The organism is Nocardia sp. NPDC058176, assembly GCF_042883805.1.
In the GTDB taxonomy this organism is placed as follows: domain Bacteria; phylum Actinomycetota; class Actinomycetes; order Mycobacteriales; family Mycobacteriaceae; genus Nocardia.
The window spans coordinates 1-25924 of sequence record NZ_JBHVVA010000007.1 but is presented as its reverse complement, the minus strand read 5'-3'; the positions used below and the strand labels follow the sequence as shown (position 1 = coordinate 25924).

Below are 25924 nucleotides of genomic sequence, written 5' to 3'. Positions count from 1 at the left end.
GACAGGAAGGCACCCAACCATGACTGCCCCCGCTCGCCGCCTCACCCGTTCGACCAGCGACAAGTGGATCGCCGGCGTCTGCGGCGGCCTGGCCGAGTACTTCGGCTGGAACGCCAACATCGTCCGCCTGGTCTTCGTCGCCTCCTGCCTGCTGCCCGGCCCCCAGTTCCTGGTCTACCTGGTGCTCTGGCTGGTCATCCCGAAGAAGTAACGCCCGAGGGCCCCGACGATCACTCGCGGATGACAAGATGGTGGAGACCGCCGCCGTCATCCGCGAGTTTCCGTTTCAGGAGGAGCCATGGTCACCTCGGGCGACATCCCCGGCCTCGGCCTGCCCGACATCGACGCCAACACCCCGCTCGGCGGCCTCGGCCCGGTCGAACTGCACCATCCGTCCCAGGACATCGACGGTGACGGCATCCTCGACACCATCACCAGCAGTGACGCCGAGGGCACCAGCATCTGGACCGACTACGACAACGACGGCCTGGCCGATCACGTGACCGTGGTCGAGGAGGACGGGGACTACGCGGCGTGGGAGTACCGCCGTCATCCCGACGGGACCTCGGAGTGGGTCCGGACCGACAAGGGCTCGCTGGGAAAGTAGCGAACGGGACTGTCGCTGTGATCGAATCCGATCGCGGCGATATTCGTCGTGTGGCCGGTGGAACCGATTCGGCGTCGCGCGCGTCCAAACAGACAGGCGGTCTTCCGGGCGGTGGAGGGCGGCAGGATCCGGAACGGAGGGGACGGACATGGGGTACTCGAACACGCTGGGCGTGCAGACGGGTGAGCTCGGGCAACTGGGCAACGACTTGAAGATCTCGGGCGCCACGGTGGGGAACACGGTGAAGCGGATCACCGACAACTCGTTCGGTGGTGGGGATGCGGGGCGCAACTACGAGATGGAGGGGAAGAGCATCGCGGCGGGGCTCGAGATCGCGGTCGCGTGGCTGAACAACTGGAGCTCGGCGACCAAGGCGATCGGGGACGGGGTCGGGGCGTCGTCGCTGGCGTACTCCAACACCGACGCCGAGAACAAGAAGCAGACCGACAATGTCGCGGCGGCCGTGAAGTGAGCGAGCGTATGCACAACGTGATCGGAGTCCGCTGATGGCCGGGACAACGTCGCCGACTCTGCACGGTACGAACGCCGATGCTCTTCTGGACGAGGGGGCTACGGGGCTGCAGTACTTCATTCAGTTGCTTCCCCGCTACGAGAAGCTCTTCAAAGGTTGCGGGGAGACCGAGAGTTCCATCTGCTTCAAGTACGACGAGCAGCGTGGGATGAATCTGGACAAGCTGGCCAGTACCACCGAGGCGCTCTACGCCGCGCTCCAGACGACTGATGCCGAACTGGCTGTCCAGCAGGGTCTTTCGCAGCGGATGTCGCAGGTCTGGAGCAGTGGTGCCGGCGCTGACGCGGCATCCAAGATGCTCGGGCAGCAGTTGGCCCTGGCTGCGGAGGACCGCACGAAGCTGCACACCGCGGTGACGGCATTCGCCACTGCGACAGTGCATCTGCGTGATGCGGTGTCGAAGAAGGCCGACCACGTCAAGGCGCTGGTCAGCGGTGCGCAGGTGAAGGTCGGCGGAAAGACCGTCGAGGAAATCGACGAGATGATCGACGCGTGCGACCTGATGACCGTGGAGAACGGCGTGAAGTACGCACTGTCGTCGGTCATTCCCGGTGGTGGCGGCCTCTTCGGCGCTTATACCGTGTACCAGAAGCAGCAGGCCGAGGCGTGGCTCAACGGGACCTTCAAGCCCGATTTCGACGCCAAACTCAACAACTTCAGGTCGATGTGCACGAACACCGACACCACCGCCAAGCAGGCTTACGCGGCACTGAAGACGGCGGTCATGGCCCTCGACCGCGACCCCTACCCGCGGCCCGCCGGTGTCGTCACCACCGACAACAAGGGCAACGGCAACAACGGCGACGGCAACAATGGGAGCAATGGAAATACCGGCGGCAGCACCGGGGGCACGCCGGCCACGACCACACCGGCCGCGACGACTCCGGCCGCCACCACGCCGGCGGCCACGACCCCGACCACCAATACCGACGACACCCTGAGCAAGGCGATCAGCGCCGCCACCACCGCCGCCTCATCGCTGCTGACCACCGCCGCCAGCACGCTCAGCGAGAACATGGACACGATCACGTCCGCGATCAACGACGGGATCGAGAACGCGGTCGAGCAGGCGGAGTCGCTGCTCGACGCCGATGGTGACGGTCAGCTCGACGCACTGCAGGCCGTGCAGAACGCCTCGGCGGAGTTCGATCTCGCGGGCAACAACGTCAAGTTCGAGATGGGTGAGGACGGCACTCTGAAGATGGTCGTCACCGGAGCCGACGGCCAATCGCAGGAGTACGGCGTGACCATCGGTGAGGACGGCAAGCCGGTGATCCAGTCCGATGGCGCCGACGAGCCGGCGGAGGCCGAGGAGCCCGACAAGCCCGAGGAGCCCGCCGCGGCCACCGGTGACGGGGCGTCGACGGGTGGCGGCACCGGCGGCGGTGCGCCTGCCACCGGTGGCGAGACGCCGCAGGGCACCGGGGGAACGGGTGTGCCGTCCGTGCCGGGTGGCGGCAAGCGCGCCGAGGACGGCGAGCACACGCCGCAGCCGCTGCCGACCGACGGCCCCGAGGAGCCGGTCGTCGACACCGGTGCCGAGCTGGCCGAGGCGGGCCCGCTGTGATCGACCGTTCACCTGTTGAGGAGTTGTGCCGATGAGTGTCCTGCGCGATCTCGAGCAGATCTTCCACGAACACGATCGCCGTGCGTCGTTGCTGCGCTACGAACTCGACGAGATCAATCACGCCACCGCCGAACGCGACCGCTTACACGACGAGGAGACCGGTCCGCGCCTGGAGGAACTGCGGCTGGCGGCCGAGGCGGAAGCCGAGCGCGAACGTTTGGCCGCCGAACAGGCGCAGGCCGAACGCGACCGCCTGGCGGCCGAGGCACAGGAACAGCGCGACGCCATCGCCCGCGCCGCGGCGGCCCGGCGCGCGCAGAACGTCGTCTCGGCGTACGACGACGATGACGACGACCCGGAGTCGGAGTACTACCGCCGCAAGAGCTGGCTGGTCTGAGTCAGCCCTTGATCAGCTTGGCGACCGTGCCGATCGAGAGTTTCGGGGTTTCGACCCCGACCTCGGCGGTGGGGTCGACCACGGTGGACTGGGGGATTTCGGCCTCGGGGTCGGCGAAGGGGGCGTAGGTCTTGTCGCCGAGGAGGGTGTTGAGCAGGTAGCCGGTGAGCAGGGCTCGGGTGGCGCGCTCGGTTTTGTGTTCGTAGCGGCCGGCGCCGAGGGCGGCGAAGAGGCGGCGACCTTCGATGATGCCGTTGTTGGAGGCGCCGTCGACGCGGCGCAGGATCGACGGGCCAGCCCAGGCGGTCGCGAGGTCGCGGGCGTTGGAGTTGGCGGAGTCGAGTTCGGAGCCGGTCAGGATCAGGGCGGGGATGTCGAGTTGCGGGGCGATGTTCTCCGCGGCGGGCGCGGTGGGGGCCGGGTAGAGCGCGGCGACCGCGCCGACTCGGCGTTGCGCGGCCGCGATGACGGCCGCACCGGCGCCCATACCGTGCCCGGCCAGCGCCAGCCGGTCGGGATGCACGCTGATCGTGCCGTCCCCGAGCCGGACCTTACTGACGATGTCGAGCGTGGTGAGCAGATCCGCGGCGAGGTCCAGATGTGACGGAATCGGACCCCGCTCGGTATCCGGCGCAGCCACCACGAACCCCCACGACGCCACGTGCTCGAGCAGGCTCTTGTAGTTCTCGGCGCTGGTCAGCCAGCCGTGCGCGAACGCGACAGCGGGCAGGTTCAGCCCGGATTCGGGCGTGTACACCACACCTGGCTGCCCTGCGATCCCCAGATTTCCCCGTAGGACCCGATGGGGTCCGCGCGCGGACAGGGTGCTCACGAGCGACTTCACCGACACCGACACGGGGAGAAGAGTATCCGATCCGCGAGACCGACGAAGAAGCCCTGGCTCAGTTGCGGGACACGATCCTGGGTGCCGGGTAGCTGAACCCGATCGGTAAAGCCGTCGGCATCGGTGATTCGAGCGTTGCGTTCGGAACAGACCTCGCGGACGATCTCCACAGGCCTCGTATAGTCGTCGCTATGGGGGAGGTGGTGCGGTACAACTTCCGATTGCGGCCGGGCAAAGCCGCTGAACGTGCTCTGATGGCTGAATGGCACCGCTGTCGATTCCTGTGGAATGAAGCCGTGCACCAGCAGCGTGTGGGGCGTAAACCCACCAGGACGAAGCTCGGGAAGCTGCTGACCGCGGCGCGGGCGGCAAACGCTTGGCTGCGGGCAGGATCGCAGAATGCGCAATCCGGCGTTCTGAACACCTACGCGGTTTCACTCGAACAGTCGTTCAAGGTCAAAGATCGCGGCAAACCTGGCCTGAAGAAGCGCAGCAAGGCGCAACCGTCATTGGAGTACAGCCGCAATGGGTTCCGGATCGTCGACACGCGATTGCAACTGGCAAAAGGGATAACGGTCCCTGTTGTCTGGTCTCGTGAGCTGCCTTCCGATCCGACCTCTGTTCGTGTCTATCTGGACAGCCTCGGGCATTGGTATGCGTCGTTCGTTGTGCGTCGCGACGTCGGACATCATTCCACCGCGAACGGCCGGATCGGCATCGACTGGGGTGTTGCGACGACGGCGACGGCAACGGACCCCGTGCACGATCTGCCGTACGGCGGGCACCGGCGTCGCTGCGCGGGCGAGCTTGCGAAGCAACAGCGCCGCTTGTCCCGACGGCGTCGTCCTCGGGGCACGGCGCCGTCGAAAGGTTATCGACGCACGCGCCGTGATGTTGCGAAGCTGCACAAGAAGGCGGCCCGGCAGAACGCTCACTGCGCACGTGTGTGGGCCAAGCAGGTCGTGGCCGAAAACCAGCTGATCGCCATCGAGGACTTCAAGCCGAAGTTCCTGGCCACGTCGACGATGGCACGTAGGGCTGCGGACGCCGCGATCGGTGTGGCCAAGCGGGAACTGATCGAACGTGCCGAGCGGGCCGGACGAACGGTGGTGATCGTCGTGCCCGCCTACACGACGATGACGTGCCACCGTTGTTTCGCAAGAACCACGCAACGACTGGGGCTCGCCGAAAGGACCTTCTCGTGTCGATCCTGCGGCTTGATCTGCGGACGAGACCTGAACGCTGCCAGGACGATCCTGGCTGTGGCAGAACGAGGCCACACCAGTGTTGACGATGTAAGACGCGATTCCGCGCCTCCTTCGGGTGATGCGGTCTCCGTGCGGTCTGAGCTGGAGATCTCTCGGCTCGAAGCCTAGAGAGTCGTTAAAGACACCGACACGGCGATGAGGGCCTCCTATCGCCTAAGGTGGGGGACCATGTGCGGAATCGTGGGCTACGTGGGGTATCGGGATGCGCTCGGCGTTGTCGTCGACGCGTTGCGTCGCATGGAGTATCGCGGTTACGACTCGGCGGGGGTGGCGATTCTCGACGGGAACGGGGCGGTGGCGGTCGAGCGCAAGGCTGGGCGACTGGCCAATCTGGAGGCCGAGCTGGCGGAGGCGGGGGCCGAGCGTTTCGCCGGGACCAGTGGCATGGGGCACACGCGGTGGGCCACCCACGGTGCGCCGACCGATCGCAACGCGCATCCGCATCGGGATGTCTCCGGCAAGTTCGCCGTCGTGCACAACGGGATCATCGAGAACTTCGCGCCGCTGCGGCATGAGCTGGAGGCCGCGGGGGTCGAGTTGCTCAGCGACACCGATACCGAGGTCGCGGTGCATCTGGTCGCGCGCGCGTACGCCGACGGGCCGACGGCGGGCGATTTCACCGCGAGCGCGCTGGCGGTGCTGCGGCGGCTGGAGGGCGCGTTCACGCTGGTCTTCACCCATGCCGATCATCCGGGCACGATCGTGGCGGCGCGGCAGTCGACGCCGCTGGTGGTCGGGGTGGGCCAGGGGGAGATGTTCATCGCCTCCGATGTCACCGCGTTCATCGAGCACACCCGCGAGGCGGTCGAGCTCGGGCAGAACCAGGCCGTGGTGATCACCGCCGACGGGTACACCGTCACCGATTTCGCGGGCGATACCGAGGGCGTGGTCAGCAGGCCGTTCACCATCGACTGGGATCTGGCCGCCGCCGAGAAGGGCGGCCACGACTACTTCATGCTCAAGGAGATCGAGGAGCAGCCGACCGCCGTCGCCGATACGCTGATAGGCCATTTCGTCGTCGACGAGAAGGGCGGGCACATCGTCCTCGACGAGCAGCGCCTCACCGATCAGGAACTGCGCGAGTTCGACAAGGTCTTCGTCGTCGCCTGCGGCAGTTCCTACCACGCGGGCCTGCTGGCCAAGTACGCGATCGAGCACTGGACCAGGGTGCCGGTGGAGGTCGAGCTGGCCAGCGAGTTCCGCTACCGCGACCCGGTGCTGGACCGGTCGACGCTGGTCGTGGCGATCTCGCAGTCCGGCGAAACCGCAGACACGCTCGAGGCGGTGCGCCACGCCAAGGAGCAGAAGGCGCGCGTGCTCGCCATCTGCAACACCAACGGTGCGCAGATCCCGCGTGAGTCCGACGCCGTCATCTACACGCGCACCGGTCCCGAGATCGGTGTCGCCTCGACCAAGGCGTTCCTGGCGCAGGTCGCGGCCAACTACCTGGTCGGCCTGGCGCTGGCGCAGGCGCGCGGCACCAAGTACCCCGACGAGGTCGCGCGCGAGTTCGCCCAGCTCGAGCAGATGCCGAAGCTGATCGCCCAGGTGCTCGAAACCGCGCCGCAGGTCCGGGCCATCGCGCGCGAGCTCGCGCACGTGCCGACCGTGCTGTTCCTCGGTCGCCACGTCGGCTACCCGGTGGCGCTCGAGGGCGCGCTCAAGCTCAAGGAACTCGCCTACATGCACGCCGAGGGCTTCGCCGCCGGTGAGCTCAAGCACGGCCCGATCGCCCTGATCGAAGAGGGCCTGCCGGTGATCGTGGTGATGCCGTCCCCCAAGGGCCGCGCGGTCCTGCACTCCAAGCTGCTCAGCAACATTCGCGAGATCCAGGCCCGCGGCGCCCGCACCATCGTGATCGCCGAGGAGGGCGACGACACCGTCCGCCCCTTCGCCGACGACCTCATCGAAATCCCCGCCGCCCCCACCCTCTTCCAGCCCCTGCTCTCGACCGTGCCGCTCCAGGTCTTCGCCGCCGAGATCGCCCAGGCCCGAGGCTACGACGTAGACAAGCCCCGCAACCTGGCCAAGTCCGTCACGGTCGAGTAGGCCTACCCGCCGCGAATCGTCTGGTGTGAGGGGAATCGCCATGAGCCGTCACGAATTCACCCTGGTGCTCGATCGCACGCCGACCGGGGACGAACTGGACTCGCTGTACGAGGCTGGGTTCGATGACTCGACACCCGAATTCGGACCGTGCACTGCCCCGGTGCTGCATCTGCGCCGCGACGATGACTCCTTGGCCTCAGCCATCATCAGTGCGGTTGGCCAGGCTGAGGATGCGGGATTCTCTGTCGTCGGTGTACGTACTGAGAACTAGTGACGTTGAAGAAGATCGCGGCCAGAACTCCCCGAGGCTACGACGTGGACAAGCCCCGCAACCTGGCCAAGCTCACCGTCGAGTAGCCGAATTTCCCGACGCTGACCGCCCAACCCAGCCCCGCACGACCCGACCTCGAGGAGGGTCCGCCGACGCAGTCGGCGGTTCGCGCCCGTCCCGACGATCAGGCGCCGTGGCGTAGGCGACGAAGGAGCAAGCCACGGCGCCTGATCGTCGGGACCTCCAGGGGCGCGAACTCGAGCGCGCCAGCGCTCAATCCAACACAGTGATGGTGCCGCGCATGTCGGGGTGGAGGGTGCACATGTAGCGGTAGGTGCCGGGTTGGGTGAAGGTGTAGGACCATTCGCCGCGGTCGATGATGGGGCTGTTGAGGCCCATGGCCTTGTCGCCGATGCCCTGGACGTTGTGGGGGGCCTTGTCGGAGAACTTCCAGGTGACGGTGTCGCCGACCTTGACGGTGGCGTCGGCGGGGGAGTACTTCATGTTGCTGACGTCGACGGTCAGGGCGATGGGGCCGGTGTGGGTCTGGGTGGTCGTGGTGGTGACCGGGCGGGGCGTGCGGGTGGTGGACGCGGAGTCGCCGGAGTCGCCGGAGCAACCGGCGGTGAACAGGGTGGCGGCCACGACGAATCCGGTGAGGACCCGGGCGGAAGCGGCGCGGTGACGAACCATCGACATGGGTGTGCAGCGTAGTCTGCGAACGATCGCGGACCGGTCGTGGCCCGCGCGGGCGGCCGGGAGGCGACGATGTCGGATCGGCGTGGCTATTTCACCGCCGACGAGGTGCGGGCGGCGGAGGCGGAGCTGTTCACCCGCGTGCCTGCGGGGATGCCGATGCGGCGGGCCGCGTATGGGCTGGCCACGATCGTTGCCGAGGAATTGCGGGAGCTGACCGGGGGTGTGGCGGGCCGGACGGTGGGGTTGCTGGTCGGGTCGGGTGACAACGGGGGTGACGCGCTGTGGGCGGGGGCGTTCCTGCGACGTCGCGGGGTGGCTGTGCATGCCGTGCTGCTGAATCCTGAACGCGCGCACCGGGAAGGGCTCGCCGCTTTGCGTGCGGCCGGTGGTCGTGTGGTCGACCGGCTCGACAACCCGGATCTGGTGATCGACGGGATCGTCGGTATCTCCGGGCGGGGTCCGTTGCGGCCCAAGGCTGCAGAAATAGTTGCGGCGCTGGATGTTCCGATCATCGCTGCCGACCTGCCCAGCGGCGTCGATCCCGACACCGGCGCCGTCGACGGACCCGCGGTACACGCGACGGTGACAGTGGCCTTCGGCGCCTACAAACCGGTACACGCGCTCGCCGTACCGCACTGCGGACGAATCGTGTTGGTACCGATCGGATTGGCTCTACCGGAGCCGAGGTTGGCGCAGCTCGATCCGGCGGGGATCGGCGCGCGCTGGCCGGTGCCGGAACCCGATGACGACAAGTACAGCCAGGGCGTGACGGGCGTGTGCGCGGGCAGCGCGAAGTATCCGGGAGCGGGAGTGCTGTGCGCGGGGGCCGCGGTGGCGGCGACCTCGGGAATGGTGCGATATGTCGGCAGCGACACCGAGGTCGTCGAGAAGTTCCCGGAAGTGATTGCCAGCCAGGATCTTTCGGAAGCCGGACGGGTGCAGGCCTGGGTGTTCGGGCCGGGGGCCGGTACCGATGCCGACGCCAGGGATCGGCTCGCGCAGGTACTGGCCACTGATCTGCCGGTGCTCGTCGACGCCGACGGACTCACCCTGCTGGCCGCCGAGCCCGCGCTGGTGCGCGACCGGTCGGCCGCGACGGTGCTGACCCCCCACGCCGGAGAGTTCGCCCGTCTCACCGGCGCCGCGCCAGGCGAGGACCGGGTGGCCTCGGTGCGGGCACTCGCCGAGCAGTGGGGGGTGACGGTGCTGCTCAAGGGCCGCGCGACGATCATCGCCGCACCGGGTGAGGCGACGCTGGTCAACGACGCGGGCGGATCATGGGCGTCGACCGCCGGAGCGGGGGACGTGCTCTCCGGGATCCTCGGGGCACTGCTCGCCGCCGGGCGACCAGCGGCATGGTCGGCCGCGGCCGCGGCCAGAGTGCACGCGCTGGCGGCGAACCTCGCCGCACACGCCGATGAGCCCGCGGCCGCGCCCATCTCGGCGTCGCCATTGTTGAGGCATGTTCGCCCCGCCGTGCGGGTACTCCGTGCGCTGGGGGACGAAGGCTGACTCCGGTGCCAGGCCGGGGGATCGCTTCGAGACAGATCCGGGCGTCGGAGCCGCCGCCCCCCGGTGCCGTGAACAGGTCGAGTCCTGGCAGGATCGGGAGCGTGAATGCGCAAGTGGAGACTGTCATCGATCTGGATGCCATCGCCCACAACGTGCGCGTGCTGCGTGAGTACGCGCAGGGCGCTGCCGTGATGGTGGTGGTGAAAGCCGACGGTTACAACCACGGTGCGGTCGAGGTGGCGCGGGCCGCACTGGGCGCCGGGGCCGCCGAGCTGGGCGTCACCACCGTCGCCGAGGCACTGACCCTGCGGGCGGCGGGGATCACCGCGCCGATCCTGTGCTGGCTCAACACCCTCGACGCCGACTACGCGGCCGCCATCGCCGCCGACATCGAGATCGGCGTGTCCTCGCTGGCGCAGCTGCGGGCGGTGGAGCGCGCGGCGACGGTGACCAGGAGCACCGCGACGGTGACGCTCAAGGTCGACACCGGCCTCAACCGCAACGGTGTGTCGACCGCGGAGTATCCGCAGGTCCTCACGGCCCTGCGGGCCCTCGTCGACGCGCGCGTGGTGCGATTCCGCGCCATCTTCTCCCACCTCGCGCACGCCGACGAACCAGGCCATCCGATGCTGGACCGGCAGCGCGAGCGCTTCGTCGAGGCGATCGCGCAGGCCAAGGAGCACGGACTCGAACCCGAGCAGGTGCATCTGGCGAACTCGGCGGCCACGCTGACCAGGCCCGATCTGCATTTCGACCTCGTCCGCCCCGGCATCTCGGTCTACGGGCTCTCGCCGATCCCCGAGCTCGGCGATTTCGGGCTGCGGCCCGCGATGACGCTGCAGGCCGAGGTGACCCTGGTGAAGCGGGTGGCCGCGGGCGAGGGCGTGTCCTACGGGCATCGCTGGATCGCCCCGCGCGACACCACGGTCGCGCTGATCCCGGCGGGCTACGCCGATGGCGTATTCCGTTCGCTGAGCGGGCGTTTCGATGTCTGGTTGGGCGGGGGCAGGCACCGTAACGTCGGCCGGGTGTGCATGGACCAGTTCATGGTCGACCTCGGCGACAACCCGGGCGGCGTGCGAGCGGGCGATCGGGCGGTGCTGTTCGGCGGCGGCGCCGGACACCCGCACGCCCTCGACTGGGCCAGACTGCTCGACACGATCGACTACGAGATCGTGTGCTCGCCGCGCGGCCGGGCCTCGCGCCGCTACGTGGGTACCGGCCGATGACCCGGCGCACGGTGATCCGGCGCGGCGGGCTGGCGACCGCGGGAGTGCTCGGCGCGCTGGCCGTGGCGCACACGCTGCGCCGCATCGGCGCGCGCGTGCTGTGGCCCGCCGAACGCGACGAGTTCCGCGACGAGAACTTCGCCCTGATCGATGAGGACGAACCCGGCGTCGTGCTCGCCGACGACGGAGTGTCGCTGGCCACCAGGACCTTCGGCGACGACACCGCCGAGGTCACCGTCATCTTCGTGCACGGCTTCTGCAACAGCATGGAGTCGTTCCACTTCCAGCGCCGCGACCTGGCCCAGCAGTGGGGCACCAGGGTGCGGATGGTGTTCTTCGATCTGCGCGGGCACGGCCGCTCCGGCACGCCGAGCACCGACAGCTGCACCATCGACCAGCTCGGCCGTGATGTGGCCGCCGTGCTGCGCGAGTGCGCGCCGAGCGGTCCGGTGGTGCTGGTCGGGCATTCGCTGGGCGGGATGGCGGTGCTTGCGGCGGCCGCGCAGTTCCCCGATCTGTTCGCCACCAGGGTGGTCGGGGTCGGGCTGCTGTGTACGGCCGCGGCCGAGGTGACCGCGACGGGCCTGCCGCAGCTGCTGCGCCATCCCGCGATCGACGGGTTCCGGGTGGCGGTGCGGACCGCGCCCGCCCTCGTACAGCTCAGCCGCAGCGCGAGCAAGCAGCTGGTGACGCCGGTGCTGCACGTCACATCGTTCCACGGTCAGGTGAGCCCGACACTGTCGCGGTTCACCACGATGATGATCGACCGCACGCCGGTCGGGACCATCGAGAAGTTCCTCAAAGCGATTGAACTGCACGACGAGTCGGCCGCGCTGCCGGTGCTGGCCGAGCTGCCGGTCCTGGTCCTCGGCGGCGCGCACGACGCGGTGATCCCGTTCGGCAACTCCCGTGCGCTGGCCGGGGAACTGCCCGGCGCCGAGCTGGTCCGGGTCGGCCCCGGCGCGCACATGCCACACCTGCAATTCCCCGAGGTGACTCTCGCGGCCCTCGACCGGCTGCTGGCCGCCGCGGGTATCACCGCCGTCAGCGACGAGGAGGCCGTCGGTGGCTGACCCACAGCAGCGCACCCTCGACACCGTCGAGGACACCGAGGCCTTCGGCCGCGAGCTGGCCGCCACCCTCCGCCCGGGCGACCTGGTGGTCCTCGACGGGCCGCTCGGCGCCGGGAAGACCGCGCTGACCAGGGGAATCGCCGCGGGACTCGGAGTCGTCGGCCGGGTCAGCTCGCCGACCTTCATCATCGCGCGGGCGCACCGGGCGGGCACGCGCCCGGACGGCACACCCGGCGTGGCGATGGTGCACGTCGACGCCTATCGGCTCGCCGGGGATCTCGACGAACTGGATTCGCTCGATCTCGACACCGACCTGCATCACGCGGTCGTCGTCGTGGAGTGGGGCAAGGGTGTCGTCGAACACCTCGCCGAGCGGCACCTGCGCGTGCAACTCGCCCGGGAACCGGAATCCGATGTGCGCACGGCGATCTGGGAATGGATCGAATAACCGGCCCTCGACCGTGTACAGCTGCGCGCCGGGCGCCGATACCACCCGGTATTGTTGAGACAATCATGCTCGTACTAGCAGTCGACACCGCGACACCCGCCGTTACAGCGGGATTGGTGCACCTGTCACCTGCCGCCGACGCCGGCGCCCGGCCCGCCGTGGCGACGCTCGCTGCCCGCGTGAAGGTCGACGCCCGCGCCCACGCCGAAGTCCTCACCCCGCAGATCCTGGAATGCCTGACCGAAGCCGGGGTGAGCCGCGACGAACTGGACGCGGTCGTGGTCGGGATCGGACCCGGCCCGTTCACCGGCCTGCGCGTCGGGATGGCCACCGCCGCCGCCTTCGGTGACGCGCTCGGCCTGCCGGTGCACGGGGTGTGCAGTCTGGACGCCATCGCCGCCGACACCGTGGGTGAGCAGCGCGATCCCGGCGAACTGCTGGTCGTCACCGACGCGCGCAGGCGCGAGGTGTACTGGGCGAAGTACCTCAACGGCGCGCGGGTGGCCGGGCCCGAGGTGAACGCCCCGGTCGACGTGCCGGTGGGCGATGCCGCCGCGATCGCAGGCTCGGCCGCGCACGTGGACTACTTCGATCTGCCGGTCCTGCCCAGCGAGACGCCCTCGCCCGCCGGACTGGTGACCGTCGCCGCGCCCGCGCTGCTGGCCGGGACCGTGCCCGAGGCGCTGGTGCCGCTGTATCTGCGCAGGCCCGATGCCGTCGAGAACAGCTTCCGCACCCTCGACCGGACCGGGGCGTGAGCACCGTGGCCGACTACCGGATCGAACCGATGACCCCGCCCGACATCGACCGCTGCGTCGAACTCGAGCACCTGCTGTTCCCCGAGGACGATCCGTGGCAGGCGGTCTCGTTCCGCTCGGAGCTGGCAGGCGCGCACAACCGCTACATCACCGCGCGCGACGAGCACGGCGTCATGGTCGGCTACGCGGGTATCGCGCTGCTCGGCGACGCCGCCCATCCCGAGGCCGAGGTGCACACGATCGGCGTCGACCCGGACTGCCATCGTGGCGGGATCGGCACCCTGCTGCTGGAGGCGCTGCTGGCGACCGCGGCCGAACGCGGCGGGCCGGTGTTCCTCGAGGTCCGCACCGACAACGCGCCCGCCATCGCGCTCTACGCCAAGCACGGCTTCCACATCATCGGGCTGCGCAAGAACTACTACCACCCCAGTGGCGCCGACGCGTACACCATGCGCCGCCCCGAACTCACCGCCGCGGCCGACGAATGGGCGGCGCGCGGGCGAACCGACGAGGTGTTGTCGTGACCGTGGGCATCGACTGCGCCGCGTGCGGAAGCTGGAACGAGGCATCGCTGTGATCGTCATGGGCATCGAAAGCTCCTGCGACGAAACCGGAGTCGGCATCGTGCGCAGGCACGAGGACGGTTCGGTCGAGTTGCTCGCCGACGAGGTGGCCTCGAGCGTCGACCAGCACGCGCGCTTCGGCGGCGTGGTCCCCGAGATCGCCTCGCGCGCGCATCTCGAGGCGATCGTGCCCGCCATGCGCCGGGCCCTGGCCACGGCCGGGATCAGCAAGCCCGACGCGCTCGCCGTCACCATCGGTCCCGGCCTGGCCGGTGCGCTGCTGGTCGGTGTGGCCGCGGCGAAGGCGTACGCGGCGGCCTGGGACGTGCCGTTCTACGCGCTCAACCATCTCGGTGGGCACGTCGCGGTCGACACGCTCGAACACGGGCCGATGCCGCCCGCGGTGGCGCTGCTGGTCTCCGGCGGACACACCCACCTGTTGCAGGTCACCGACCTGGGCGAACCGATCACCGAACTCGGCTCCACCGTCGACGACGCCGCGGGCGAGGCCTTCGACAAGGTCGCCCGGCTGCTCGGCCTCGGCTACCCCGGCGGACCCGCCCTCGACGCCGCGGCGACCGAGGGCGATCCGCGCGCGATCGCGTTCCCGCGCGGCATGACCGGCCCCCGCGACGCCCGCTACGACTTCTCCTTCTCCGGCCTCAAGACCGCCGTCGCCCGCCACGTCGAGGCCGCGCAGCGTCAGGGCATCACGCCCGATCAGCTGCCCATCCCCGATATCGCCGCGTCCTTCCAGGAGGCGGTGGCCGACGTGCTCACCATGAAGGCGGTGCGCGCGGCCACCGACATCGGCGTCGACACGATCGTCCTCGGCGGCGGCGCCACGGCCAACTCCCGCATCCGCTCCCTCGCCGAAGAACGCTGCGCGACAGCGGGCTTGACCCTGCGCGTGCCCAAGCCGCGACTGTGCACCGACAACGGCGTGATGATCGCGGCCCTCGGCGCGCACGTCATCGCGGCGGGCGCGCAACCGGCGGAGCTCACGGTGGCCACCGATCCCGGGCTGCCGGTGTCGGTGAGCGCGCTGCGCGGCTAGCGCGGGCCGCCGGCGAGGTGCTAGTCGGCCGGGGGGAGTGGTGTCGCGTCCGGCGTGCTCGCCGCGGGCGGGACCGGGAGAACACCCTGCGCGGGGCGCTGGGTGGGGGTGGTGGTGTTCGGGGTGGACGGGCGCTGCTGCTGGCCGCCGGAGGAGCCGCTGTTGAGCGGGCCGAGCGGCGATTCCGGGTAGGGGATCGCCGGCAGGTTCGGGTCGGGGCGGAGCGAGGGGGCCGTCGGGCCGGGCGGGCTGGTCGGCGGTGCCGTGGTCGGCTGCTGGGTGGTGGTCGGGTCGACCGTGGTCGGGGCGGGCGCCTCGGTGACCGGCGGCACGTTGCTCACGCCGGGACGGTCGTTGCTCTCGCGGTTCTCGGGAGACGGTGCCTGCGGCGGCACCACGGGTAACGAGGGCTGGCGCACGGTGCTGCTGGTGCCCGCCGGGGTCACGTCCGGGGTGTCGGGGGAGATGGCCTGCACGCCGTAGCCGATCACCAGGCCCACCACCACGACCGCGCCCGCCAGCGTGCCCGCCACCTTGGTGAACGTGCCGCTCGGCGAATCGGCCAGCGCGGCGGCCTGCAGCGCCGAGGGCGCGGCGGCGTCGGCGACCAGCGCGGCGCCCTTGGCGATCACGGCCTCCGGATCGGGCACGGTGAGCACCGCGACGTCGAGCCGGGACCGGAGGGTGTCGATGACGCACGGGATGTTGGCGCAGCCGCCGATCACCGCGACCGCCTCCGGGTACTTCGGCGCCCGGGTGAACACCGAGGAGGAGAACAGCGCGATGTTGCGCAGCAGCCCGCCGATGAGCTCCTCGAAATCGGAGCGGGTGAGCTTGAGCGGCTGCCCGGCCACGTGATCGATGGTGACCGCGGGTGCGATCGACAGGTGTTCCTTGGCGGCGCGGCCGCGATTGGTCAGCGTGCTGCGATTGGGCCTGGTGCCGCGGCGGGCGTAGTGCAGGTCGACGAGATGGTGATAGATCAGCTCGTCGATGGCGTTGCCGCTCAGGCTCGGCGTGCGTTCGCTGTGCAGCACGGTGCCGTCGGCGTGGTCGGCCACGGTGACGCTGAGTCCGGTCGCGCCGAGGTCGATCACGGCGACGGTGGCGTATCGGGCGAGCAGTCCGGTCTCGCGTAAGTAGGCCAGGGCCGCGGTGCCCTCGGAGACCAGTTGCAGATCACGGTGGCGGGTGGTGGCCGCGCGAATGGCCTGCGCCTGTTCCTTGTCGCGGTAGGCGACGGCGACGCTGGTCGGTGGCCGTGACCGGATCGACTCGGCACGGCGGTGCGCCGAGGAGTACCGGCCGAGGGGTTCGCCGCCGAAACCGGCGGCCTGGGAGACGGGCAGCTGGGTGGTCATCAACTCGATCGAGGACGACACGAGATCGCCCAGATCCGAATGGGCGGCATCGGCGGACACGACCCGGTAGTCGAAGGCCCGCTCCCCGGCGGGACCGGTGGTGACCAGCGCTGAGCACACCACCTCGTTCCCGGCGGAGATGCCGAGGGATGTTCGCATGTTCACCTCCCTTCGAGCGGATGGTTCCACGACGGCCGACCATCTCGAATGGAACGATATGCAAATAGTGTCACAGCCTGTTATGCGAACGTTACAGATTGTGGCAAGGGATGTGAAGATCACTGGCCAGTGTGGGCGTGTCGAAAACGCGACATTGGCAGAGCCCGCCCTTGAGCGCTGGCACTCTCGCGTATAGAGTGCTAGTCGGCACGGTGCAGCTGTGCTCGTGCCAAGTCGACTACTGAGCTCGGAGTCCGGCACCCGCGACGACGGGGTCTGTGCGCAGAGTCGCAAGCTGACCGAAAACCGGTCCGGGACAACAGTTCCGGACGACCGAATTTTCCCGAAAGTGGAGGGCTCAACGTGGCGAGCGTGAACATCAAGCCGCTCGAGGACAAGATCCTCGTCCAGGCCAACGAGGCCGAGACGACGACGGCCTCCGGCCTGGTCATCCCGGACACTGCCAAGGAGAAGCCGCAGGAAGGCACCGTTGTCGCGGTCGGCCCCGGCCGCTGGGACGAAGACGGCGACAAGCGGATCCCGCTGGATGTCCAGGAAGGCGACGTCGTCATCTACAGCAAGTACGGCGGCACCGAGATCAAGTACCAGGGTGGGGAATACCTCATCCTCTCGGCGCGCGACATCCTGGCCGTCGTCACCAAGTAAGGCCAAACGCCGCACCAGCGTTCCGCCCCGGCGTCGTTCACCGACCCGGGGCGGAGTGCGTTCACACACAGGAGCGAATCCTCTATGCCCAAGCAGATCGAGTTCGACGAGAAGGCTCGCCGGGCTCTGGAACGCGGTGTCGACAAGCTGGCCGACGCCGTCAAGGTGACCCTCGGCCCCCGTGGCCGCCACGTGGTGCTGGCCAAGGCCTTCGGTGGCCCGACCGTGACCAACGACGGTGTCACCATCGCGCGTGACATCGACCTCGAGGACCCCTTCGAGAACCTCGGCGCCCAGCTCGTCAAGAGCGTCGCCACCAAGACCAACGACGTCGCCGGTGACGGCACCACCACCGCCACCGTGCTGGCCCAGGCCTTCGTGCGCGGCGGCCTGAAGAACGTCGCCGCGGGTGCCAACCCGATCTCGCTCGGCCAGGGCATCGCGCTGGCCGCCGAGAAGGTGTCGGAGGCGCTGCTCGCCGCGGCCACCCCCGTCTCCGGCGACAAGGCCATCGCCCAGGTCGCCACCGTCTCCTCGCGTGACTCCGAAATCGGTGAGATGGTCGGCAAGGCGCTCACCACCGTCGGCAAGGACGGCGTCGTGACCGTCGAGGAGTCCTCGACCACGCAGACCGAACTCGTCATCACCGAGGGCGTGCAGTTCGACAAGGGCTACCTCTCGCCCTACTTCGTCAGCGACCCCGAGACCCAGCAGGCCGTGCTCGAGGATGCCTACATCCTGCTGCACCGCGACAAGATCAGCTCGCTGCCCGATCTGCTGCCGCTGCTGGAGAAGATCGCCGAGTCCGGCAAGGCCGTGCTGATCATCGCCGAGGACGTCGAGGGCGAGGCACTGTCCACCCTGGTGGTCAACTCCATCCGCAAGACGATCAAGGCCGTCGCGGTCAAGGCGCCGTTCTTCGGTGACCGCCGCAAGGCGTTCCTCGACGACCTGGCCGTCGTCACCGGTGGCACCGTGATCAACCCCGATCTCGGTGTGACCCTGCGCGAGGCCACCGTCGAGCAGCTCGGGCAGGCGCGGCGCGTCGTCGTCACCAAGGACGAGACCGTCCTGATCGACGGTGCGGGCACCGAGGCCGACATCGCCGCCCGTGGCGCGCAGCTGCGTCGCGAGATCGAGGCCACCGACTCCGACTGGGATCGCGAGAAGCTCGAGGAGCGCCTGGCGAAGCTGGCCGGTGGCGTCGCGGTGATCAAGGTCGGCGCGGCCACCGAGACCGCGCTCAAGGAGCGCAAGTACCGCGTCGACGACGCGGTGGCGGCGGCCAAGGCCGCGGTCGAGGAGGGCATCGTCCCCGGCGGCGGTTCGGCGCTGGTGCAGGCCGCGCGCGAGCTCGTCGAGCTGCGTGACTCGCTGACCGGTGACAAGGCCGTCGGTGTCGAGGTGGTTCGCAAGGGCCTCGAGGCGCCGCTGTTCTGGATCGCCACCAACGCCGGCCTCGACGGGGCCGTCGTGGTCAGCAAGGTCTCCGAGGGCAAGGAGGGCTTCAACGCCGCCACCCTCACCTACGGTGACCTGCTCACCGACGGTGTCGTCGACCCGGTCAAGGTGACCCGCTCCGCCGTGGTGAACGCCGCCTCGGTCGCGCGGATGATCCTCACCACCGAGAGCGCCATCGTGGAGAAGCCGGTCGAGGAAGAAGACGACCACGGCCACCACGGTCACGCGCACTGAGTGACGCACGACGAAGGCCCCCGGATCCGGTTGGATCTGGGGGCCTTTCGTTGTGCCTAGCTGGCGACCGGGGGCTCTTCGGCGGCCACGGCGGCCAGCAGTCGAGTGCGCAGGGACGGCGGCGGTGCGGTGGCGGTGATCTCCGAGAGCAGCGCGAGAGTGCCGCGGGTGTCGCGGATCTCTCGCAGGAACTCGGTACAGAGGGTCGGGTCTTCGGTATCGATGATGGTCTGGATCGCGTGATGGTCTTCGTCGTCGATCAATCCGAGCGCGACGGTGTGCGCGAGATCGATCTGGGCTTCGTTCATCTCACGTCACCCCCAAACTTTTCTTCAGTCGTGTCAGTCCGTCCCGAATCCGGGACTTGACGGTCGGTAAACCGATGCCGAGGTGCTGAGCTACCTCCGCGTAGGTGCGCCCGCCGTAGTAGGCGAGCGAGATGGCCTCGCGTTGGGTCTCGGTCAATGTCGAGAGCCCGCGCTGGACGGCCTGCTGTTCGAGTCTGCGTTCCACCTCCTCGGTGACCTCGTCGAACTCGTTGCCGAGAACCCGGATCCCGTAGGCGACTTCGCGCTGGGTGTGGGCCTGTTCGGCACGAACCCGGTCGACCGCTCGCCGGTGCGCCAACGTCATCAGCCAGGTCACCGCCGACCCCTTGGCGGGGTCGAAACTCGTTGCGGTGCGCCAGATCTGGAGATAGACCTCTTGCGTGGTCTCCTCCGCGTACCCGGGGTCGTGGAGCACCCGCAGGACCAGGCCGAAGACGCGCGCCGACGTCCGGTCGTACAGTTCGGCAAAGGCTTGTTGATCGGACTCGCCACATCGTTCGAGTAATGCGGCGAGCTCGGCTCCTTCGGCCGCGCGTGCGGTAACCGCAGAATCCACGCTCGGTGGGAAGGCTTCGCTTCGGAACCCATTCTGTGTCATCGGTCACGAATGTAGCCCGCGGCTATGACCTCCCTCCGCCGGGGGTGCCTTATTTCGCGTGCCAGCTGTTTGCTAGAGATTCGGCACGCCACGCCGGGCGGATGGGAACGGATTTGCCGAGCAGGTCAGACGGCCATGCGCCGCCGGTTGCGGCGGGCGTGCATCTCGCGCTCGGTCTCGGACATGCCACCCCAGATGCCGTAGGGCTCACTGACCTTGAGGGCGTGGGTGCGGCACTGCATGAGCACGGGGCAGGCCCGGCAGATCTCCTTGGCGCGCATCTCGCGTGCGGTGCGGGCGCGGCCACGCTCGCCGTCGGGATGGAAGAAGACGGCGGAGTCCTGACCGCGGCACGAGCCACGCATCTGCCAATCCCAGACGTCGGCGTTCGGACCGGGGAGGTGGGTGGGCATGGGCATGGTGAACTCCTAGTGGTGCGAGCTCGTCAGCGTTGTCGAGCGACGTGGTGCGGCAGGTCTTCGCGTCACCTCGCTGAGGTGACCGGCTCGACGGTGCCTGACTGTGCCGTGCGGATGGTCGCTGCAATTTCGCGCGGCGCCGACCGTGGCGATGAGCTACGTTAGGTGCACGCGGGAATTTCCGTCAATAGTTCGGCGCATGGGTTCCGCAAATCTGCAACGCTGAAATTTAACCTGCGCACTGTTTACATTTCACGCCCGATCCGTTCATACTATCCGGTTGGCTATGGATCGGGTTCGCTCCGCTGTCCCGAGCATCCGGTGTTTTCCCAGGTCGCGCCATCGGTCGCCGCATTCGGCCTGGTCGGCTCGCGCGTCGCGCAGTGTGCTGGATCACAACGACCGCCGCGAGCGGACGGTGCCGAGATGGCGGAATCGGGGCGCGAAGGTTAATTGCGCGAAACGCATGTGAATTCGAGAGTTTGCCCCCGGCGCATCCCCGGTCGGAGATTTACCTGATGGCAACATCGGCGCCCGAAAGAAAAGCTGCCCGGTTGCTGACGCGGGGGTCGCCGGCATATATCACGGGAACCGCGGGGGCCGGTGACGGCTAGAGTCTCGCCGTGCAGACAACGGCTTCACCCGCGGATATCGGTTCCGAAATACTCGTTTCGACAGCGTTCGGCGCCACGCCCGGCCTGGCCGCTGCGGAGTTGCCCGAGCCGACCGGTCCGTTGGCACGGTGGCATCGCGCGGTCGCCCTCGGCGGCCAGGGCCGCTACGCCGCCGCACGGGCGGACCTGGACGTACTCGCCCGAACCCGGATCGATCCCGCCCTGCGCTCGCTGGTCGAGAGCACGCGCGGATCGCTGTTGCGCCAACTCGGCGGCCACACCGCCGCCGCGGCCTTCGACGGTCGCGCCGCGGCGACCGCGCTCGCGGCCACCGGCCCGGCACGCGCCGAGGCACTCGCCGACGCGTTAACGGGGCTTGCCGCCGACGCGCTCGGCACCGGCCGCCTCGCCCTGGCCCACCGGCTGCTCGCCAGGGTCGAACCACTGCTGTCCGAAGCGCCTCCCCGCGCCGAGGTGCGCTGGCACTGGGTGCGCGCCGAGACCGCGCTCGCCGGCGGCGCCGCGACCGCCGCGCTGCGCGACGCGCGTAGCGCCGTCGAGCTCGCCGCGGCCCTGCCGTCGGTGCGCCATCAGGTGAAGTCGGCTCTGCTCGTCGCGGCCGCCACCGCGGCCACCGGCGACACCGCCGCCTCGGCCGAACTCGCTAGTCAGGTCGATTCCGACTGCCGCGAGCACGCGCTGCTCCCACTGCGCTGGGCCACCGCGATGCTGCGCGCCGGCGTCGCCACGCCCGCCGAGGCGGCGGCCGCCGGCGGGGAAGCGGCTGATCATGCCGCGCGAATCCAGGCGTGGGGCGGGGATTTCCTCGGCCCCCGTGCGTGACTCGTCGCGGGTGATCTTCCTGAGAGCTCGCACAGAAGGGTGCAGGGTCGCTGGCGGTCGTTCGACGGGTCGCTATTGTTAGTGCCGTTCCGCCACATCGGTGGAAGCTCGGTCACATCTGACCGCGCCACTCGTAACGCCAGGAAAATCTCTGACGATGACGCATATGGGCGAAGAGTTGGACCTCGCCGTCGCTGCGGCTGCGCAGGGCGACAGGACCGCTTTAGCCCGGGTACTGGAACTGATCCGGCCGTTGGTAGTCCGCTACTGCCGAGCCAGGATCGGGGCCGCGGAGCGCGGGCAGCTCTCCGCGGACGACGTTGCGCAAGAGGTCTGTTTGGCTGTGATGACCGCCCTGCCCCGCTATCAGGATCAGGGTCGGCCCTTCATGGCCTTCGTCTACGGGATCGCTTCGCACAAGGTCGCCGACGCCCATCGCAACGCCGCCCGTAACAAGGCGGAGGCGATGGCCGAAGTACCAGATGTCATATCCACCGACCAGGGACCGGAGCAGCGAGCTCTCGACTCGGAGACGAGCAGGCAGATGAACACTCTGCTGGCCACGCTCCCCGAGAAACATCGGGAAATCCTGATCCTGCGTCTGGTCATGGGTCTGTCAGCAGAGGAAACCGCAGTCGCCGTGGGCAGCACGGCGGGGGCGATACGAGTAGCCCAGCACAGGGCACTCGCGAAACTGAAGTCACAAGTGGCGAGGGCAGGTGAAATGTATGGCTAGGGATGGCGAGCGCGGTCGAGGCGACCGGAAGGTTTGGCGTGGGTCGCACGACAGCGGTCCCTCAGCCGCCGAGGATGCCGGTGATTCCGGTCCGGTCGACATTGCGGCGGTGCGCAGAGATGACGCGCTGATCGACGCGATCGCGAGCGACGGACCGGTGCGTACCGACAGCCCCGAGGAGTTCCAGCTGGCGTCGCTGCTCGCGGATTGGCGGGCCGACCTGTTGGCCGAGCCGATGCCCGCGGGTCCTGATCTGGACACCGTGTTCGCGGCGGTCAATCAGGAGATCGGCGCCCGGCAGGTTCGCGTCGGCGCTTCCTCGCGCGGACGTCTCCGGCTGGTCCGCCCCATTCTCGGGGCCGCCGCGGCATTGGCCGTGGTGTTCGGCGGTATCACGGCGTTCTCCTACAGTGCGGCACCCGGCGATCCGCTGTGGCGGGTCAAGGAGGTCGTGTTCAGCGAACAGGCCCAGTCGACGGTCGTGCAGCATGCCGACGACGATCTGGTCGCCGCGCAGAACCTGATCGCCGCCGGCGACAACGAGCAGGCACGGATCCGGCTGGAGAAGGCCTCGGCCACCGCCAGCCAGGTCAACGACTCGGACAAGCGGGAAGACCTGGTCGCACGCTGGAACCTGCTGCGTGACGAGCTGGTCCGGGTCGCGCCCGAACTGGGCACGCATCTGCCGTCGCCCAGCCCGGAGCCGGGCAAGCCCACCGAGCCCAAGCCCGATCCGGCCGCGCCCTCGCAGGCGCCGGTTCCCGGACCGGACCCGCGGACCTCCGATCCCACCGCGCCGACCTCCCCGGACGGCTCGACCTCGGAACCGCCGGTGATCATGCAGACGCCGGGCCCGGAGACCAAGCCGGTCGTGCCGCCGACCGAGGAACCGACCGGTCCGCCGGTCACCCCCGCGCCGACGACACCGCCGCCGGTCACAGTGAAGCCGACCGCGCCGGCGCCGACGACCATCGTCGAGCCGCCGCCGGTCGTCACTGTGCCGACGGTGGTGCCGACGTCGCAGCAGCTGCCGACGGTGCCCCCGACCCTGCCCGTACCGCCGACCCTCCTGCCCGCCCCCGGCGTGCCGACCCCCTGATCTTTCGAAGCAACGACGAAGGCCCCGAACCGGATCGGTTCGGGGCCTTCGTCGTTGCTGCTCGGTAGTGCTCGGGTTTTTCGGCCGTGCGATCTCACCCGCGCATGCGTGACGTGGCGGGTGGAGCGCACCGAGCCGGTGGGCTCAGCTGTCGAAGCCGTCGAATCCGTCGCCGTGGAACGCCTCGTTCATCGAGGCGTCCGCGTAGCCGCGGCAGTAGTCCCAGGTGACGTACGCCTCGGGCGTCGGATCGTAGGCGGGCTCGTGCGGACGGACGGTGCCGTCGACGAGTAGCTGGAGCAGGTTCGCTCGTAGCATGTCCCAGTCGTGGTAGTGATCTTGCCGACAATCCTCACAGCTGACGACGAGCCCGCGGATCCCGCGATGGGCCAGCAGGGCTTCGTAGACGGCGAGGTCGGCGAGATCTTCCTCGACCGCGAGGCGCTCATGAGGATCCAGCGGCTCACCGGGCTCGATCGCATCGAGCGCGGCAGACGGGTCGGAGGGGTCTCCGGCGAAGGGATCCGGCGGCAGGCCAGGTGGTAGATGGTCACGCACATCCCCACGGTACGCAGTACTAGGTGGTCTGCGCCAGCGATGCACCGGGCAAGTTTTGCCGAAGGGCTCACTTCACAGGCCCGCATCGCCGCCGGATACCATGGAATGCAGGCGTCGGCGAGCTTGTTCTCACCGACCATCAATCTTTTCCGCTCAGCACCGTCGCGCTGCATCTTTCGGCGTCGGTTGCTACCGACGACCAGGAGGGGTCGATCCGAATGAGTAATCCCGTGTCGGGCGAACGAATCGCGGTGCGCCCTCCTACGGGTGGCGACGATCCGACCAAGATCGCCATGCTCGGCCTCACGTTCGACGACGTGCTGTTGCTGCCTGCCGCCTCGGATCTCATCCCCAGTTCCGTCGAGACCTCGAGCAGGCTCACCAGGGAGATCACCCTGCGCACGCCGCTGGTGAGTTCGGCCATGGACACCGTCACCGAGGCGCGCATGGCCATCGCCATGGCGCGGGCGGGCGGCATGGGCGTGCTGCATCGCAACCTCGCCGCCGCCGATCAGGCCGCCCAGGTGGAGACCGTGAAGCGCTCGGAGGCGGGCATGGTGACCGACCCGGTCACCTGTCGTCCCACCGATACCCTCGCCGAGGTCGACGCGATGTGCGCCCGCTTCCGGATCTCGGGTCTGCCGGTAGTGGACGAGACCGGTTCGCTGGTGGGCATCATCACCAACCGCGACATGCGCTTCGAGGTCGACCAGGACCGTCGCGTCGACGAGGTGATGACCAAGGCACCGCTGATCACCGCGCGTGAGGGCGTCACCGCCGAGGCCGCGCTGGGCCTGCTGCGTCGGCACAAGATCGAGAAGCTGCCGATCGTGGACGGCAACGGCAGGCTGCGCGGCCTGATCACGGTCAAGGACTTCGTCAAGACCGATCAGTACCCCAATGCCACCAAGGACCGCGACGGCCGCCTGCTGGTCGGTGCCGCGATCGGTGTCGGCGAGGATTCGTGGTCGCGGGCGATGACGCTGGCCGACGCCGGGGTCGACGTGCTGATCGTCGACACCGCGCACGGGCATCAGTCGCAGGTGCTGCAGATGGTCGCCAAGGTCAAGGCCGAGGTGGGCGACCGCATCCAGATCGTCGGCGGCAATGTCGCCACCCGCGCGGGCGCCGCGGCGCTCGTCGAGGCGGGCGTGGACGCTGTCAAGGTGGGTGTCGGTCCCGGCTCCATCTGTACCACCCGCGTGGTCGCCGGTGTCGGCGCGCCGCAGATCACCGCGATCCTCGAGGCCGTCGCCGCGTGCCACCCCGCCGGGGTGCCGGTGATCGCCGACGGTGGCGTGCAGTACTCCGGTGACGTCGCCAAGGCCATCGCCGCGGGCGCCTCCACCGTGATGCTCGGCTCGCTGCTCGCGGGCACCGCCGAGGCACCCGGTGACCTGATCCTGGTCAACGGCAAGCAGTTCAAGAGCTACCGCGGCATGGGCTCGCTCGGTGCCATGCAGGGCCGCGGCCAGGCCAAGTCCTACTCCAAGGACCGCTACTTCCAGGACGACGTGCTCGCCGAGGACAAGCTCGTCCCCGAGGGGATCGAGGGCCGCGTCCCGTTCCGCGGTCCGGTCAACCAGGTGATCCACCAGCTCGTCGGCGGCCTGCGCGCCGCGATGGGCTACACGGGTTCGCAGAACATCGAGCACCTCCAGGGCGCCCAGTTCGTGCAGATCACCGCGGCGGGCCTCAAGGAGAGCCACCCGCACGACATCACCATGACGGTCGAGGCCCCGAACTACACCGGACGCGGCTGAGTACAATAGATGCGTTTGTGCGCCGGGAGGTACGCTCCCGGCGCACATGGGCAATGCAGGCAGGCTCCGAGTCCGCCGCCTACCGCACTCCCAGCCACGCACGCCCCGACCTCGAGGAGGGGCCCGCCGCGCAGCGGCGGTTCGCGGCCGGGTCGCCGGTCAGGCGCCGCGGCGTAGGCGACGGAGGAGCAAGCCGCGGTGCCTGACCGG

General features: G+C 69.1%; 28 protein-coding genes. 21 read left to right on the top strand and 7 right to left on the bottom strand.

The genetic code is table 11. From position 1 onward, the window contains the following. The first annotated feature begins 19 nt into the window (after positions 1 to 19). The 5 genes from ACFVVM_RS28350 (at position 20) to ACFVVM_RS28330 (ending at position 3103) form a co-directional block, all read left to right on the top strand. Complete coding sequence (locus ACFVVM_RS28350) at positions 20 to 211, top strand: PspC domain-containing protein (RefSeq protein ID WP_387624425.1); 192 nt, start codon at positions 20 to 22, stop codon at positions 209 to 211. Between the two features lie 87 nt (positions 212 to 298). Beyond that, on the top strand, positions 299 to 607 hold the full coding sequence (locus ACFVVM_RS28345; protein ID WP_387624423.1) for a DUF6802 family protein: 309 nt from the start codon (positions 299 to 301) through the stop codon (positions 605 to 607). A gap of 148 nt (positions 608 to 755) precedes the next feature. Next, positions 756 to 1079, top strand: coding sequence for a hypothetical protein (locus ACFVVM_RS28340; RefSeq protein WP_387624421.1), 324 nt, complete (start codon positions 756 to 758; stop codon positions 1077 to 1079). A gap of 34 nt (positions 1080 to 1113) precedes the next feature. Further along, the gene (locus ACFVVM_RS28335; protein ID WP_387624418.1) at positions 1114 to 2706 is read left to right on the top strand and encodes a hypothetical protein; all 1593 of its coding nucleotides are present in this window, start codon (positions 1114 to 1116) and stop codon (positions 2704 to 2706) included. 31 nt (positions 2707 to 2737) lie between these two features. Further along, complete coding sequence (locus ACFVVM_RS28330) at positions 2738 to 3103, top strand: hypothetical protein (protein ID WP_387624416.1); 366 nt, start codon at positions 2738 to 2740, stop codon at positions 3101 to 3103. 1 nt (position 3104) lies between these two features. Here the strand turns inward: ACFVVM_RS28330 and ACFVVM_RS28325 are convergent, their stop codons facing one another. Beyond that, positions 3105 to 3959: a dienelactone hydrolase family protein gene (locus ACFVVM_RS28325; protein ID WP_387624413.1), complete on the bottom strand. Its 855-nt coding sequence runs from the start codon at positions 3957 to 3959 to the stop codon at positions 3105 to 3107. Between the two features lie 179 nt (positions 3960 to 4138). Between ACFVVM_RS28325 and ACFVVM_RS28320 the strand changes: the two genes are divergently transcribed. From ACFVVM_RS28320 to ACFVVM_RS28310, 3 genes are read left to right on the top strand one after another with little or no spacing between them, the layout of a single operon-like run. Next, the gene (locus ACFVVM_RS28320; protein WP_387624410.1) at positions 4139 to 5323 is read left to right on the top strand and encodes an RNA-guided endonuclease InsQ/TnpB family protein; all 1185 of its coding nucleotides are present in this window, start codon (positions 4139 to 4141) and stop codon (positions 5321 to 5323) included. A gap of 60 nt (positions 5324 to 5383) precedes the next feature. Beyond that, positions 5384 to 7264, top strand: a complete 1881-nt coding sequence (gene glmS / locus ACFVVM_RS28315; protein WP_387624408.1) for a glutamine--fructose-6-phosphate transaminase (isomerizing) — start codon at positions 5384 to 5386, stop codon at positions 7262 to 7264. A gap of 40 nt (positions 7265 to 7304) precedes the next feature. Beyond that, positions 7305 to 7535 (top strand): hypothetical protein, encoded by a 231-nt coding sequence (locus ACFVVM_RS28310; RefSeq protein ID WP_387624405.1) that lies wholly within the window; start codon positions 7305 to 7307, stop codon positions 7533 to 7535. 273 nt (positions 7536 to 7808) lie between these two features. Here the strand turns inward: ACFVVM_RS28310 and ACFVVM_RS28305 are convergent, their stop codons facing one another. Then, positions 7809 to 8234, bottom strand: coding sequence for a cupredoxin family copper-binding protein (locus tag ACFVVM_RS28305; protein WP_387624402.1), 426 nt, complete (start codon positions 8232 to 8234; stop codon positions 7809 to 7811). Positions 8235 to 8303: 69 nt separating this feature from the next. On the opposite strand from ACFVVM_RS28305, the gene ACFVVM_RS28300 reads away from it, so the two are divergent. The 7 genes from ACFVVM_RS28300 (at position 8304) to tsaD (ending at position 14874) form a co-directional block, all read left to right on the top strand. Further along, positions 8304 to 9746: an NAD(P)H-hydrate dehydratase gene (locus ACFVVM_RS28300; protein WP_387624399.1), complete on the top strand. Its 1443-nt coding sequence runs from the start codon at positions 8304 to 8306 to the stop codon at positions 9744 to 9746. 68 nt (positions 9747 to 9814) lie between these two features. Then, complete coding sequence (alr, locus tag ACFVVM_RS28295) at positions 9815 to 10975, top strand: alanine racemase (RefSeq protein ID WP_387624397.1); 1161 nt, start codon at positions 9815 to 9817, stop codon at positions 10973 to 10975. After that, positions 10972 to 12048 (top strand): alpha/beta fold hydrolase, encoded by a 1077-nt coding sequence (locus tag ACFVVM_RS28290; RefSeq protein WP_387624394.1) that lies wholly within the window; start codon positions 10972 to 10974, stop codon positions 12046 to 12048. Before alr ends, ACFVVM_RS28290 begins: the two co-directional genes overlap by 4 nt. Further along, positions 12041 to 12496 (top strand): tRNA (adenosine(37)-N6)-threonylcarbamoyltransferase complex ATPase subunit type 1 TsaE, encoded by a 456-nt coding sequence (gene tsaE, locus ACFVVM_RS28285; protein ID WP_387624391.1) that lies wholly within the window; start codon positions 12041 to 12043, stop codon positions 12494 to 12496. Before ACFVVM_RS28290 ends, tsaE begins: the two co-directional genes overlap by 8 nt. 65 nt (positions 12497 to 12561) lie before the next feature. Continuing rightward, positions 12562 to 13254, top strand: coding sequence for a tRNA (adenosine(37)-N6)-threonylcarbamoyltransferase complex dimerization subunit type 1 TsaB (gene tsaB, locus ACFVVM_RS28280; RefSeq protein WP_387624388.1), 693 nt, complete (start codon positions 12562 to 12564; stop codon positions 13252 to 13254). A gap of 29 nt (positions 13255 to 13283) precedes the next feature. Further along, positions 13284 to 13778 (top strand): ribosomal protein S18-alanine N-acetyltransferase, encoded by a 495-nt coding sequence (gene rimI / locus ACFVVM_RS28275; RefSeq protein ID WP_387625048.1) that lies wholly within the window; start codon positions 13284 to 13286, stop codon positions 13776 to 13778. 49 nt (positions 13779 to 13827) lie between these two features. Next, positions 13828 to 14874, top strand: a complete 1047-nt coding sequence (gene tsaD, locus ACFVVM_RS28270; RefSeq protein WP_387625046.1) for a tRNA (adenosine(37)-N6)-threonylcarbamoyltransferase complex transferase subunit TsaD — start codon at positions 13828 to 13830, stop codon at positions 14872 to 14874. Between the two features lie 20 nt (positions 14875 to 14894). Here the strand turns inward: tsaD and ACFVVM_RS28265 are convergent, their stop codons facing one another. Continuing rightward, positions 14895 to 16394: an Hsp70 family protein gene (locus tag ACFVVM_RS28265; protein ID WP_387624386.1), complete on the bottom strand. Its 1500-nt coding sequence runs from the start codon at positions 16392 to 16394 to the stop codon at positions 14895 to 14897. Between the two features lie 363 nt (positions 16395 to 16757). Here ACFVVM_RS28265 and groES point away from each other — a divergent pair, with 363 nt between their 5' ends. Together groES and groL are read left to right on the top strand one after the other, a co-directional pair. Next, positions 16758 to 17060, top strand: coding sequence for a co-chaperone GroES (gene groES, locus ACFVVM_RS28260; RefSeq protein ID WP_336085243.1), 303 nt, complete (start codon positions 16758 to 16760; stop codon positions 17058 to 17060). An 84-nt stretch (positions 17061 to 17144) separates the two neighbouring features. Continuing rightward, complete coding sequence (groL, locus tag ACFVVM_RS28255) at positions 17145 to 18755, top strand: chaperonin GroEL (RefSeq protein WP_387624383.1); 1611 nt, start codon at positions 17145 to 17147, stop codon at positions 18753 to 18755. Positions 18756 to 18811: 56 nt separating this feature from the next. Here groL and ACFVVM_RS28250 read toward each other — a convergent pair whose 3' ends face one another. The 3 genes from ACFVVM_RS28250 to ACFVVM_RS28240 all read right to left on the bottom strand — a co-directional run bounded on the left by ACFVVM_RS28250 (position 18812) and on the right by ACFVVM_RS28240 (position 20101). After that, a complete protein-coding gene (locus ACFVVM_RS28250) occupies positions 18812 to 19063 on the bottom strand; it encodes a hypothetical protein (protein ID WP_387624381.1) in 252 nt (83 codons plus the stop codon). A gap of 1 nt (position 19064) precedes the next feature. Continuing rightward, entirely contained in the window at positions 19065 to 19682 is a 618-nt protein-coding gene (locus ACFVVM_RS28245; RefSeq protein WP_387624378.1) for a sigma-70 family RNA polymerase sigma factor, read from the bottom strand. Between the two features lie 125 nt (positions 19683 to 19807). Beyond that, positions 19808 to 20101, bottom strand: a complete 294-nt coding sequence (locus ACFVVM_RS28240) for a WhiB family transcriptional regulator (protein WP_022567299.1) — start codon at positions 20099 to 20101, stop codon at positions 19808 to 19810. 623 nt (positions 20102 to 20724) lie between these two features. On the opposite strand from ACFVVM_RS28240, the gene ACFVVM_RS28235 reads away from it, so the two are divergent. The 3 genes from ACFVVM_RS28235 to ACFVVM_RS28225 all read left to right on the top strand — a co-directional run bounded on the left by ACFVVM_RS28235 (position 20725) and on the right by ACFVVM_RS28225 (position 23393). Beyond that, the gene (locus ACFVVM_RS28235) at positions 20725 to 21558 is read left to right on the top strand and encodes a hypothetical protein (RefSeq protein ID WP_387624375.1); all 834 of its coding nucleotides are present in this window, start codon (positions 20725 to 20727) and stop codon (positions 21556 to 21558) included. A 157-nt stretch (positions 21559 to 21715) separates the two neighbouring features. Further along, positions 21716 to 22294: a sigma-70 family RNA polymerase sigma factor gene (locus ACFVVM_RS28230; protein WP_071926515.1), complete on the top strand. Its 579-nt coding sequence runs from the start codon at positions 21716 to 21718 to the stop codon at positions 22292 to 22294. 109 nt (positions 22295 to 22403) lie between these two features. After that, entirely contained in the window at positions 22404 to 23393 is a 990-nt protein-coding gene (locus ACFVVM_RS28225; protein WP_387624372.1) for an anti-sigma-D factor RsdA, read from the top strand. Between the two features lie 144 nt (positions 23394 to 23537). Here the strand turns inward: ACFVVM_RS28225 and ACFVVM_RS28220 are convergent, their stop codons facing one another. Then, positions 23538 to 23951: a DUF5319 domain-containing protein gene (locus ACFVVM_RS28220; RefSeq protein WP_011207424.1), complete on the bottom strand. Its 414-nt coding sequence runs from the start codon at positions 23949 to 23951 to the stop codon at positions 23538 to 23540. Between the two features lie 218 nt (positions 23952 to 24169). Between ACFVVM_RS28220 and guaB the strand changes: the two genes are divergently transcribed. After that, a complete protein-coding gene (gene guaB, locus ACFVVM_RS28215) occupies positions 24170 to 25714 on the top strand; it encodes an IMP dehydrogenase (protein WP_387624370.1) in 1545 nt (514 codons plus the stop codon). Positions 25715 to 25924 lie beyond the last annotated feature (210 nt).